The 11,377-nt window shown below is 36.6% G+C and carries 15 protein-coding genes and 2 pseudogenes; 3 read left to right on the top strand and 14 right to left on the bottom strand.

Translation table 11 applies throughout. The features are described from left to right. The 9 genes and pseudogenes from AR337_RS23850 to AR337_RS23970 all read right to left on the bottom strand — a co-directional run. Positions 1 to 268: pseudogene (locus AR337_RS23850) on the bottom strand (deaminase); the annotation flags it as partial. Positions 269 to 692: 424 nt separating this feature from the next. Further along, a complete protein-coding gene (locus tag AR337_RS17760; protein ID WP_156424445.1) occupies positions 693 to 878 on the bottom strand; it encodes a hypothetical protein in 186 nt (61 codons plus the stop codon). A 73-nt stretch (positions 879 to 951) separates the two neighbouring features. After that, positions 952 to 1,254 carry a VOC family protein gene (locus tag AR337_RS17755; RefSeq protein WP_059173381.1) on the bottom strand — a complete coding sequence of 101 codons (303 nt, stop codon included), beginning with the start codon at positions 1,252 to 1,254 and terminating at the stop codon, positions 952 to 954. 314 nt (positions 1,255 to 1,568) lie between these two features. Continuing rightward, positions 1,569 to 2,504, bottom strand: coding sequence for an NAD(P)H-binding protein (locus AR337_RS17750; RefSeq protein WP_059173380.1), 936 nt, complete (start codon positions 2,502 to 2,504; stop codon positions 1,569 to 1,571). 49 nt (positions 2,505 to 2,553) lie between these two features. Continuing rightward, a complete protein-coding gene (locus tag AR337_RS17745; RefSeq protein ID WP_059173379.1) occupies positions 2,554 to 3,123 on the bottom strand; it encodes a TetR/AcrR family transcriptional regulator in 570 nt (189 codons plus the stop codon). A gap of 142 nt (positions 3,124 to 3,265) precedes the next feature. Next, a complete protein-coding gene (locus AR337_RS17740; protein ID WP_253701908.1) occupies positions 3,266 to 3,778 on the bottom strand; it encodes a hypothetical protein in 513 nt (170 codons plus the stop codon). A gap of 87 nt (positions 3,779 to 3,865) precedes the next feature. Further along, a complete protein-coding gene (locus tag AR337_RS17735) occupies positions 3,866 to 4,159 on the bottom strand; it encodes an antibiotic biosynthesis monooxygenase (protein ID WP_059173378.1) in 294 nt (97 codons plus the stop codon). Between the two features lie 71 nt (positions 4,160 to 4,230). Beyond that, a complete protein-coding gene (locus AR337_RS17730) occupies positions 4,231 to 4,824 on the bottom strand; it encodes a hypothetical protein (RefSeq protein ID WP_059173377.1) in 594 nt (197 codons plus the stop codon). Between the two features lie 211 nt (positions 4,825 to 5,035). Continuing rightward, positions 5,036 to 5,167, bottom strand: a complete 132-nt coding sequence (locus AR337_RS23970) for a hypothetical protein (RefSeq protein ID WP_301335733.1) — start codon at positions 5,165 to 5,167, stop codon at positions 5,036 to 5,038. A 202-nt stretch (positions 5,168 to 5,369) separates the two neighbouring features. Between AR337_RS23970 and AR337_RS22885 the strand changes: the two are divergent. Continuing rightward, positions 5,370 to 5,765 (top strand): annotated as a pseudogene (locus AR337_RS22885) (tyrosine-type recombinase/integrase); the annotation flags it as partial. A 128-nt stretch (positions 5,766 to 5,893) separates the two neighbouring features. On the opposite strand, the gene AR337_RS17725 reads toward AR337_RS22885, so the two are convergent. Both AR337_RS17725 and AR337_RS17720 read right to left on the bottom strand, forming a co-directional pair. Beyond that, a complete protein-coding gene (locus AR337_RS17725) occupies positions 5,894 to 6,091 on the bottom strand; it encodes a hypothetical protein (RefSeq protein ID WP_059173376.1) in 198 nt (65 codons plus the stop codon). 437 nt (positions 6,092 to 6,528) lie between these two features. Beyond that, a complete protein-coding gene (locus AR337_RS17720; RefSeq protein WP_059173375.1) occupies positions 6,529 to 6,876 on the bottom strand; it encodes a VOC family protein in 348 nt (115 codons plus the stop codon). Positions 6,877 to 7,143: 267 nt separating this feature from the next. On the opposite strand from AR337_RS17720, the gene AR337_RS17715 reads away from it, so the two are divergent. Together AR337_RS17715 and AR337_RS17710 are read left to right on the top strand one after the other, a co-directional pair. Beyond that, positions 7,144 to 8,349 carry an MFS transporter gene (locus AR337_RS17715; protein ID WP_059173374.1) on the top strand — a complete coding sequence of 402 codons (1,206 nt, stop codon included), beginning with the start codon at positions 7,144 to 7,146 and terminating at the stop codon, positions 8,347 to 8,349. A gap of 19 nt (positions 8,350 to 8,368) precedes the next feature. Next, positions 8,369 to 9,028, top strand: coding sequence for a PadR family transcriptional regulator (locus tag AR337_RS17710; protein ID WP_059173373.1), 660 nt, complete (start codon positions 8,369 to 8,371; stop codon positions 9,026 to 9,028). Positions 9,029 to 9,705: 677 nt separating this feature from the next. On the opposite strand, the gene AR337_RS17700 is transcribed toward AR337_RS17710, so the two are convergent. The 3 genes from AR337_RS17700 to AR337_RS17690 form a co-directional block, all read right to left on the bottom strand. Next, positions 9,706 to 9,999 (bottom strand): antibiotic biosynthesis monooxygenase, encoded by a 294-nt coding sequence (locus tag AR337_RS17700; RefSeq protein ID WP_059173371.1) that lies wholly within the window; start codon positions 9,997 to 9,999, stop codon positions 9,706 to 9,708. A gap of 71 nt (positions 10,000 to 10,070) precedes the next feature. Continuing rightward, positions 10,071 to 10,664 carry a hypothetical protein gene (locus AR337_RS17695; RefSeq protein ID WP_059173370.1) on the bottom strand — a complete coding sequence of 198 codons (594 nt, stop codon included), beginning with the start codon at positions 10,662 to 10,664 and terminating at the stop codon, positions 10,071 to 10,073. A 212-nt stretch (positions 10,665 to 10,876) separates the two neighbouring features. Next, positions 10,877 to 11,074 (bottom strand): DUF4177 domain-containing protein, encoded by a 198-nt coding sequence (locus AR337_RS17690; RefSeq protein ID WP_059173369.1) that lies wholly within the window; start codon positions 11,072 to 11,074, stop codon positions 10,877 to 10,879. Between the last annotated feature and the right edge of the window lie 303 nt (positions 11,075 to 11,377).

Here is an 11,377-nt window from a genome sequence, read left to right as displayed (position 1 = left end):
CGTGATCCAGCGTCCGCGAGAAGACGTACTTGGGTTTCCGATCGAGCTTGCGTGCGAAGTCGACTAGGAATTGAGGTCCCTCGCCGCTGCTGGCAATGGCTGGCCAAGAACTTTCCATTAACTCGTAGATTTCACGTCCAAAAAGCAGACCATCTGACTGGTCCATCAGGTCCGCCGAATACTGGTGGAGCTCCTCATCCGCAATCACCTGCGTGTGGTCACAGCAACCGTCCAGCGTCACATTCATCATCTGGATTATACGTCCCATATGCAGCCTCCTTATGTCTACATTTTATCATCCAAAAGCAGGCCCGATTTCTCATGGATTGCCAATGTACACAGTGTGGGCCACAAAGTCGTCTAGTTGATTTAATTCAGTAATAATAAAGAAATTTGACCGCATATAATAAGGTTGTCCATCTTATTATCCGCTATTATTTCTAACCAGATGTGCGCCCTGCTATTGTGCTTAAACTATTCACATATCATCACTTGTTTCTTAAATCAAAACTTTCACTTGTATCGTTCCATTCTACTTTTATCACTAACTCATCTTTTGCACGTGTAGAAGGACTATTAACACTTAATGATTTATTATGATATACGCCTTTTTGATTTAATGTAGCATCATTCGCACCAAATTCTACTGCTCCGTTATTTTTTGATTCTACATAATAACGAAAAATGTCAATTTACTCTATGTTATTTCCTTTTTTATCAAGCTGAATTTGATATGTTTCTTCTCCATTAGTTTGATGAACGGTTACTTCAGCTAACCAATTTTCACTTTCCCCAACAAACGTTAAGGCATTCTCATTCGTTTGGCACGGAGATAATAGGGATGCAAAAAATATGATTAGAACAAATAATTTTTTCAAAAAATTAGCTCCCCTACGTTCCAATTCGCTATCTCTCCCAAAGCTCAACCAGCCGACCTTCAGGATCTTCAATTCAAATAAACTGTCCAAACTCACTAACCTCTTTTTCCTTGACAAGAGGTACACCTATTTGTTCAAGATGCTTAATAGTCTCGTTTAGATTATGTACTTGGAAATTCAACATCACTTGCTGGTCTGTTGGGAAGTAGGGGTCCTCTTCAGTAAAGAAAGAAAAGATAGTTTCATTTTCTGAATGGGGTTTAATAATAGTCCCATTCCAATTATTAATATCGAGCTTTAACACTTCACTGTACCAATTTTTCACAACCTCAAGATTCCTAGTTCTCCAAAATATTCCACCGAAACCTTTTATCATCTTAACTAACTCCTCTCTATCATTAAATTACTTGTTTTTAGAATACATTAGATATTCGAGATTTAATGTTAAGTTCCTTCTTCAACTCGCTTTAGCTTAATAAAGAAACCACAAAAAGATGCCTTAATCCTTCTTGGACTAAAGCACCCTATTGTTTAAGTACATTATTTACAAACCTAGCTATTATTACAGGAATGCTGCCACGTTTGTTCAACGAAAAATGTAAAAAAGTGTTAATTCTTTGGATAACGCCCTCGGTAAATTAAATCAGAAAAGCTACTTTATGTGGAAATATGGATTCTTAAGGAAAGTTCTTATTGCGTTTGTATCATATACTCAATCGTCTGCCTTAGACCTTCACGATAGGATGTACGAGGGATTGGACCAATAAAATCCTCATACTTTTCACCATTTAGTACAACTGGTTCTTCATTCAAGTAAAACATCTCAACCACTTCACGCATCTGACGATTAAACAGGCCCAAAAATCGAATCATATTCTTCGAAACAGTAGATACGCCTTTTTGATACCCGGTTATTTCTCGGACCGTCTTGACTATTTCATCTCCCGAAATGGTGCCAAAGCCAGGTATATTCCAATTTTGCCCGTATGCCTTCTCTTGAAGGGACAAACTAACAATTGCCTTGGCGCCGTCTGGTGTATAGATAAATTCCCTGGAAATGCTTTGTTTACCCACAAAGCTTGAATTTTTATCTTTCACCATATTTAACAGGGTATAATTCAAAATCGTGTTTTCTGCATTGGGCCCATAAAAATCAGGAAAATGTGCAATTAGTGCAGGAACCTTTGATCTCTTGACCAAGTTTTCAACTTCCAGGCGAATGCGTCCTTTTTTCGTATGCGGATTTTTAACGGTTGTTTCACTCGTTTTTTCCCCCACACTCCTTCCGTAGGCATAAATATTATCAACGATGGCCAGCTTGGCAGAATGCTTCTCGGCGGTTTGAAGAATATTAGACATCATTATGGGTAGTTTCTCCTCCCAATCAACATAAGGAATGTTGGAAGATTGAAAAATAATGTCAACGCCATTAGCCGCCCCGTCTAAATCGTCTATACGAAACACATCTCCTGTATAGATTGTTATATTGGCATCGTCCGCAAACAGTTTCTCCAATTTTTCACGAGTACGTGCGAACGCTGTTACCATTATTCCTCTACTCGATAATTCCTTAACAATGGAATAACCCATACCTCCCGAAGCACCTAATACCAAAGCTTTTTGCATAATTAGTCCCTCCTTTAATTAACCGCCGGTCAAATCATTCGAAAAAAAATTAATCAACTAATCTAATCAAAAATTTCGCGTGAGAATCTGCCAAATCTTTTACTTCTTCATAGGTAGTGACGTGGCGGCAATAATGTGTGACAAAGCCATGCAGGGATAAAAAAATGCTGTAAATATCCTGAAGAGAAATTTTTCTATCACATAAATCGAAAATACATTGTGCAAATTTCTCATAGCTTTTATTAGGGCCTTGATTGATAAAATTTCTTACTTCTTCATCTTTTATCAAGAACATAATTTCATAATGGCTTTGGTGTGTTAGGCCAAATTCAATGAAGCCTAGAAGGACATTCCTTAGTTTTGCCTTATTTTCAATCTCTTGTTGCATCACTTCATCCAGTATTTGATCCAGCATGGAGAAATGGTCTTCCACTAATGCAAAAAACAACTCAGCTTTATTTTTAAAATGATAATAAAGGGCACCATGACTGTAATCTAATTCTTTTGCTATTTGCCTCATAGATACATGCTGATAGCCTCTCTTCACAAATAGGTCTCTTGCGGCTTCCATAATCATTTCTCTTGTTAGTTCTTGTTGGACAGCTTTTCTTGGCGACATGATTACCTCCTTATTGACCACTGTTCAATTTAAGTATATTTCATGAATTTTCCATTGTCAACGATAAAAAAGTAATACTCAATCTGTGTTCCGTCCCCTTTTAATCAGTAGTTGAATAGCCAAGTAAATTGATAAGCATTTCTTAATTGTCCTTGCATTTTTCCCAATCGAAACGTTTTAGGTGAAGCCTTTTCGCGTTCATTTCTTCACCTTTAGTAACAACCCACACATTACCGACTTTATGCAATTCCTTTAGTACATTGTTGCCATCAATTCTTTTATAAAGAAAATATCCTTCTTTACCTTTTAAGCCGTCCTTTAAAAACAGTCTCCTTGACCCCTGGCTCGATCCTATAAATAAATGCTCCAAGGAAATTTTGTCAGGATGGTCGTTAAGGTTTTCCCCTACTTTTAAAACTAAGTCACCGGGAGTTAATTCTTGATAACCTGTTAAGTCTACGTTAAACATCTTCACGATATCGTTTAACACCCTGCTATTGAATTCTTTCCATTGCTTCTTATACTCTTCTATACATTCACTTTTAGGTGGTTTTCCTTGTTCTTTGGAATCCGCAAGCGCAGGTTCATTGTTTGTTCCGCATACAATGACGCTGAACATAAGGAATAAAATAGATAGCCTTCTGGTCAATTTCATCATCCTAATTTTTGTTTAGGTGTATATTGTCCAGGTTAAGTATGGCTATCCTTATATTAAGTAGTGAAACATTAGATCCGTCCTCCGTTAAAGATTTACCATCTCAAAATGTTCGACCGTTGGAAACGGGTCATAAAAATGATGTAATTCCTTTTTCCATTCTTGATACTCGCTGGAGTGTCTAAATCCAACCGTATGATCTTCTAATGTTTCCCACTGAACGAGCAGTAAATATTTTCCCTGTGTTTCCAAACAACGCTGTAATTCGTGAGATATGTACCCTTTCATTGAAGAAATAATTTTTGATGCCCGACGAAATGCCTCTTCATACTCAGATTCCATCCCCCGCTTAACCTGGAGCATAACCGCTTCTACTATCATTGAATTGCCTCCTTTTCAAAAGTTCCTACTGTGTTGCTCTGGTTGAAACACTAACTTTAAACCTTGATGTATTACCTGATTTCCTCTATTAACTTGTATAATTTACTTATTGGAAGGATTTCTTTTTTACTATCGTAAAGTTCTCCAAAACTTATAGTTCCAACTTTAGTCATTACTTCATATTCACCTATACAACTATCCAGTAATAAATATAAAGCTCCTTTCATTTCCGTTTCGAAGTTCTTGGTAAATATATTTCTATTAATGTACTTCTTGTCTGAACTGAAATCATATGCAAAAAACACATGATCTTCATTTAACTTGTAGCCATTAAAGTTAATCTCCATTCCTTCCATCCGTTGGCGAAAAGCTGTCATTTTCCATTTCTCTAAATCTGGTGCAGCATTTATTAGCTTTAATACAGTAGGAATTAATTGTCTTACTCCATCAGCACTTATTATTAATTCCTGTTTTCCTTCTGCATCTGGTATTTCCGTAAACTCAAACGCTAAATCCTTATGCACCTTTTGTAAATTAGTTTGAAATAAATCATACAACTCTTCCCTATCATATTCAGATATTTTATAGTATTTTTCTGAATGGTCTTTAAACCAATTCCAGAATTTTAACTCAGGGCTATTCCTATAAATAATTCTATTTAACAACTCATATCCCCCCTAAACAATATGGATGACTAAACCAATAGCTATTCACTTTTGATACTTTATAAAACATCTTCAAGAAGTAACTAAGGTTTTCCTTCTTAAATAAAACCGTCCCTTTAGAATAAAAAAAAACGATTGCTCCTAATGAACAATCGCACCCTTCGTTTAAGTACGTTATTTTACAATCTCATCAATAATCCAGTACCCTTATTTATTTCTTTATAACCCAAAATACAACTATGCCTAATCCCACTAAAATAACACCAATATGTAAATACCAGTAATCAATAAATAACTCCCATTGAAGTTCTTGAATTTCTTTAACCCTTTCAAAATAACCCATTAAATATACTCCCTTGTATTAGCTTTTTCAAATTCATTAGGTTTTTGGATTACTTTTGGTTTCCCCGTTAATGTCGCCAACAACCTTTTTAACCCTTATCTTACTATTCTAACCTCCCCGTTTGTTTAATAAGAATTTAACAGAAAAGGCGGTTAATTCTTCCTGGAACAACCACCCGCTTGTTTATGATATTCAATACCGTAATATTAACTGGTCAAACCGTTCAGCAATCGTTAGGGGAAAAGGGAACAAGGAACGAGAGGTCTATTTTAATATTCGTGTAGAGATTTGGCTTAAACGATACATTGATATCCGCCATGATATGGATCCCGCCATTTTTGTAACCGTGCGGAATCCACAAAGGATGAGTATTGCCCAGATGAGGTATGTCATTAAGCGAATTTCGTCTCGTGCTGGTATTAATAAAAACATCCATCCCCATCAACTTTGACACATCTATGCAACCCACTTACTAAACAATGGTGCCCCTGTGGAAGTCATTCAGAGTCTTTTGGGGCACAAGAATAGTGAAACAACACGGATTTATGCCCAACTAAGCGGCAGACTCAGACAGGAGTTTTATCAAAAGTATTTCTAAACAAAGAGCAACGCCCCTTATGCGTTGCTCTCGTGCTCTGGCACCCGTTAGGAGAACTAAGAATAATACATTACTACTCTGAAAGTAATGCCCCTTTAGCTGGATAATGTTTAAATCGGTGGGAACGATTAATCACTTTTCCGTTCCTTTTTTATCTCCCTAATAGCTATCCATACACCCATAAATCCCGCAGCAAATGAAGGTGGAATACTAACTACAAAATAACCCCAGTCTCCTGTAAGCAATGATACAACTAAAAAAGAAACGGGGAAACCAATTAATACAACCAATGAAAGAAATAACCCTAATTTAGCGTCCTTTTTCACTTTGGTCCTTCCTTTCACAATATTTATTCTATATTTTTAATATATGCCTTTTTTCATTATTCGAACTCTTATATCTACGAATTATTATACGGATTTTTAATGCTTGTTGTTGAACTAAAATGCCGTTAGCACCATAACGAAAAAGCTGCCTCCACGTGAAACTTTAGGATTTACAAAAAGAAAATGAACACAAAAGCTAAAAAGATAACAATTGAACCTAATGACCTTGCCCAAGTGACTTAACTTTCAAGCGCCGCTATAAGGACTTTACAAAAAAAAGGTGCCTTATTCCTTCCTGGAACAAAGCACGATTTAGTTAAAGTACTTTACCATTAATAAAAGGTTTTCAATTCCATTTGATAGTAAATAATCTTCAATCATTTTTACTTTGGCTTCTCTATTTGGATTTGGCACCCGGTAAAATAAATTACAACTCGCTATTTCTCCCAAAGCTCAACCAATCGACCTTCAGGATCTTCAATCCATATAAACTGTCCAAACTCACTAACCTCTTTTTCCTTAACAAGAGGTACACCAATTTGTTCAAGATGCTTAATAGTCTCGTTTAAATTATAAACTTGGAAATTTAACATCACTTGCTGGTCTGTTGGGAAGTAAAGGTCATCTTCAGTAAAGAAAGAAAAGATAGTTTCATTTTCTGAATGGGGTTTAATAATAGTCCCATTCCAATTATTAATATCAAGCTTCAACACTTCACTGTACCAATTTTTCACAACATCAAGATTCTTAGTTCTCCAAAATACTCCACCAAAACCTTTTATCATCGTAACTAACTCCTCTCTTTCTTAAAATTTCTAGTTTTTCGATTAAATTAGATATTCGAGATTTAATGTTATGTTCCTTCTTCAAATCCCCTTAGCATAAAGAATCGAAAAAAAGATGCCTTAATAGTTATTGGACAAGGCGCCAGTTCAAAAAACAAATTTTGTTTTGTTAAACTGATTTATATATAAATATTTATATATAATTATTTACATACCAAATTGATTTTGGTATGCTTCTCTTAACAAAAAGATAGAGGAGAGCAATTTATGCTGATAACAAACCGCTCATTTCGCAATCTGTTTTCTGGTAGACTTTTAAGCGTTTTCGCAGATGCAATGATCTTTTATTCCCTTTTGAAATGGATAGAATTACAATCCGGAAGTTCTGACTCTTTCACACTATTTTTCATTGCCTACTACTTGCCTGTAGCTATTTTCGGCATTCCAGTGGGCAGCTGGATTGAAGGTCGTACGCTACAGAAAGTAATGATCTTGTCTGATACATTGCGGGTCGCCATGTTATGCATTTTCCCTTTGATTATGCACTTCGCTCCATACCAATGGACATATTTGTTGCTATTCGTATTGAGCGTATTACAACTGTTCTTTATTCCCGCCAATCAATCATTGCTTCCTCATGTCGTAAGTGTAGAGGAACGCGCAAAGGCAAACAGCCTGTTCCAAATGGGATTCACGGTAACCAAAATTTCCGGTCAAATCATTACTACTCTTCTTATCAAATTGTTGTTCCCTATTTCGGGATTGCTTTTCATTTCAGCGGGATTGCTTTTTCTATCGCTTCTTTTTATTCGAAAAGTGCAGCCTTTTGTCATAAATAAACAAAACATTCAAAGCGGGAAGCTGCAAATGATGAAAGAAGGCTTACTCTATGTATTGAACCAACCAAAATTAAAAGCGCTGTTTCTCTTTTTGACGCTGGCAATGTTCATTGCGACATCAGTAGATCTTGTGTTACTCTCGTTTTTAACGGATGTATTATCTGTAGGGGTGGAAAATTTGAGCTTCATAGGCACAGCTTCTCTCATGGGCATTTTGCTTGGGGCATTTTTGGCTCCCAAGTTGTATCCAAAACTAGACAGGAAATGGATGCTCATCCCACCGCTATTTGCAGTAGGCATTAGTGTCGGAAGCCTGCTATTCATCGCAAACTGGCAATGGATTCTTCCCTTCTTCTTCTTGCAAGGTATAGCCTTAGGTGGATTTAACGTCACGATCGTCACCTATCTGCAAGATGAAGTGGATAATGACTATTACACACGGACATTCAGTCTGTATTATATGCTCACCACTTCCGTTGCGTTACCTGGCATTCTTGCCACAGGACTTTTACTAAGGGAATTTGAAACCATTCACACTATACAAGTGATGGCTGGCATGTTGTTATTTCTTGGCATCATCGGCTGCGGTGCCATTCCCCGATTAGGAAAGGGAGCCACACTCAGATCAACATAGTAGAAAGGATGAAATTCGAATGACATTAAAGAATGCTATTTTGGGCTTGTTAAGTAAATGGGATGCAACTGGATATGATATAAAGAAGGAATTTGATGATTTCATGAGCATTTTTTGGCATTCGCATCTCTCGCAGATTTATCCAGAACTAAACAAGCTTGAAGCCGAAGAACTCGTCACTAGCAAGCTTGTTCCCCAAGAGGGTAAACCGCATAAAAAAATTTATTCTATCACTAATGGGGGCATTGACGAAATAACCAACTGGGTGGGATCTCCACCTGAAATCCCCAAAATCAAAGACCCTTTTCTCATGCAAGTATTTTTCATGGATAATATCTCTGCGGATGAAGTTATCTTTCAACTGAAATATTACCAGGGGGTTCGACAAAAACGTCTGGACAAGATGACACAGACCGTACAGGAAGCATGGAAATCAATTAAGGAGCGGCACACCATGACACCAAGAGTTCTCATGTCTTCCGCTGTGTTGCGTAGAGGACTTGAACAGGAAATGCAGTACATTAAATGGTGCGAGGAGACAATCGAGCTGGTCGAAGCCTGCAAATCACTATGGGACGCGGACACTTCCCTGGAATCTGTGTTGCCGTTTGATGAGGCTAAGGAATTGGTAGAAGACTACTATAAAGTGGCGGTTGTTCTAGAGGAAAAGGAAGATTGACTACAGTTGGAATAGGGTAAGGCCTCTCACAGACGGCTTGAGAAGTCAAAATACGACAACAACTTCAAACAGCAAAGGAACGAGTAGACCTCGTATGAGTATAAACCAACGAAAACTTGCTGGTGTCCGTAAGAAGCTCAAACGTTTGTTGTTTGCTTCGCCATGGATTGAGGAAATGATTCCATCAGAAGTTGAATGTCGTATAGCTAGGAATTTCTTTCACATGTATTTACCTGACGAGGTGATGATGAAGGTATAAGTTAGACTATTACCTTCCAGCATATCGATTGAGGATGAGGCGATAGTTCATGACGAACTCGTTCGTTGGGGCCAGTGAAGTTATTGACAAACATTAGAGAATAAAAGATTCAGATAAAGCAAACAGCCATTGGAACGGTAACAGATTCCAATGGCTGTTTACTTTGCGCATTACTAGCCAGCGGCTCTCTTCTCCGCACTTACTGGCTCTATCGTCCACAAACGGTGGCTCAATGTATACGCTGCAGTCATTGCTCTTAATCTCCATTTGCACTTCAAAAAAATCCACGTCAACCCAAAACTTTGTCAATCGAATCCTAGTATCAGGTATATTGAAATCTCCTCATTTTCTCCCTTTATTCGATAAACAACTTGTATAAAAGCAATCAGTAATTGTATAGCTGGAATTAAAACGCTTTTTAAAGATTAACCATCTCAAAATGTTCCACCATTGGAAAAGGATCATAAAAATGATGTAATTCCTTTTTCCATTCTTGATACTCGCTGGATTGTCTAAATCCAACCGTATGATCTTCTAATGTTTCCCACTGAACGAGCAGTAAATATTTTCCCTGTGTTTCCAAACAACGTTGTAATTCGTGAGATATGTACCCTTTCATTGAAGAAATAATCTTTGATGCCCGACGAAATGCCTCTTCATACTCAGATTCCATCCCCTGCTTAACCTGCAACATAACAGCTTCTACTATCATTGAATTGCCTCCTTTTCAAAGGTTCCTACTTTCTTGCTCTAGTTGAAACACTAACTTTAAACCTTGATGTATTACCTGATTTCCTCTATTAACTCGTATAATTTACTTATTGGGGGAATCTCTCCTTTACTATCATTGAGTTCTTCAAAACTTATATTTCCGACTTTAGTCATTACTTCATATTCACCTATACAATTGTCGAGCAATAAATATAAAGCCCCTTTCATTTCCGTTTTGAAATTCTCGGTAAAGATATTTATATTAATGTACTTCTTGTCTGAAATGAAATCATAGGTAAAAAACACTTTATCCTCATTTATCTTGTATCCATTAAAGTTAATCTCCATTCCTTCCATCCGTTGGCGAAAAGCTGTGATTTTCCATTTTTCTAAATCTGGTGCTGCATTTATTAGCTTTAATACAATAGGAATTAATTGTCTTACTCCATCAGCACTGATGATTAATTCCTGTTTTCCATCTTCATCCGGAGTTTCCGAAAACTCAAACGCTAAATCCTTATGTACCTTTTGTAGTTTAGTTTGAAATAAATCATACAACTCTTCCCTATCATAGTCAGATATTTTATAGTAGTTTTCTGAATGGTCTTTAAACCAATTCCAGAATTTTAACTCAGGGCTATTCTTATTAATAAGGCTATTTAACAAACTTATATCCCCCTAAAAATATGGATTACTAAACCAATGGCTATTACTTTTGATATTTTATAAAAGATATTCAATGAGTAACTAAGGTTTTCCTTCTTTAATAAAACTGTCCCTTTAGAATTAAAAAACGACTGCTCCTTAATGAACAATCGCACCCTAAAGTTTAAGTGTAATGTTTCACAATTTTTCATAACGAATGGTTTCTGTTCTGTTTACTGTTTTATAGGTCTTTCAAAAATCAATTCATAGTATGACCCGACTGCAACTCCTGAAGTTGCAAAGTCAGGGGAGAAGATTTGAACAAAACGCCACCCCTGTTCTGCGTGACTTTTAATTACTTCTCGATAGTCTTCACTAGGCTTACCAGTTATTTTTTTAAACTCTATTTTAGCAAACTTGTATTCAAACATTTATTTCTCCTCCTTTTGAATATAACAATTTGTACGGCTTTTATTGGAAAAGGTTTCAAATAACCCTTTTAGAAGCAACATTGTGAAATGGATGTTTGATACTTTACGGAAACAATCGGCAACCCGATAATTATCTGCCAAGTCCTGATCACCAATAATAAATAAAGTTTCGGAATTCAATTCGCTTAATTTTTTCCATTAAAATCATGACCCAGTTTCAATAGTAAAACCTTTTAAAAAACTTTTCCCGTTTCTGTCGGTATTTGCCGAACAGAATATGGTGACAGGGAATTAACCTCAGCA

It is taken from the genome of Bacillus sp. FJAT-27445 (genome assembly GCF_001510665.1).
Taxonomy (GTDB): domain Bacteria; phylum Bacillota; class Bacilli; order Bacillales; family Cytobacillaceae; genus Bacillus_D.
The sequence above is the reverse complement of the archived record's forward strand: the minus strand, read 5'-3'. Positions and strand labels throughout refer to the sequence as shown.

What these genes read in the sequence shown, in the direction of transcription:
- AR337_RS17745 (WP_059173379.1), bottom strand. Translation starts at nt 3,123, where the DNA reads ATGTCGCCAAGAAAAGCTGTCCAACAAGAACTAACAAGAGAAATGATT.
- AR337_RS17690 (WP_059173369.1), bottom strand. Translation starts at nt 11,074, where the DNA reads ATGTTTGAATACAAGTTTGCTAAAATAGAGTTTAAAAAAATAACTGGT.
- AR337_RS17710 (WP_059173373.1), top strand. Translation starts at nt 8,369, where the DNA reads ATGACATTAAAGAATGCTATTTTGGGCTTGTTAAGTAAATGGGATGCA.
- AR337_RS17715 (WP_059173374.1), top strand. Translation starts at nt 7,144, where the DNA reads ATGCTGATAACAAACCGCTCATTTCGCAATCTGTTTTCTGGTAGACTT.
- AR337_RS17755 (WP_059173381.1), bottom strand. Translation starts at nt 1,254, where the DNA reads ATGATAAAAGGTTTCGGTGGAATATTTTGGAGAACTAGGAATCTTGAG.
- AR337_RS17740 (WP_253701908.1), bottom strand. Translation starts at nt 3,778, where the DNA reads ATGAAATTGACCAGAAGGCTATCTATTTTATTCCTTATGTTCAGCGTC.
- AR337_RS23970 (WP_301335733.1), bottom strand. Translation starts at nt 5,167, where the DNA reads ATGGGTTATTTTGAAAGGGTTAAAGAAATTCAAGAACTTCAATGGGAG.
- AR337_RS17750 (WP_059173380.1), bottom strand. Translation starts at nt 2,504, where the DNA reads ATGCAAAAAGCTTTGGTATTAGGTGCTTCGGGAGGTATGGGTTATTCC.
- AR337_RS17735 (WP_059173378.1), bottom strand. Translation starts at nt 4,159, where the DNA reads ATGATAGTAGAAGCGGTTATGCTCCAGGTTAAGCGGGGGATGGAATCT.
- AR337_RS17720 (WP_059173375.1), bottom strand. Translation starts at nt 6,876, where the DNA reads ATGATAAAAGGTTTTGGTGGAGTATTTTGGAGAACTAAGAATCTTGAT.
- AR337_RS17700 (WP_059173371.1), bottom strand. Translation starts at nt 9,999, where the DNA reads ATGATAGTAGAAGCTGTTATGTTGCAGGTTAAGCAGGGGATGGAATCT.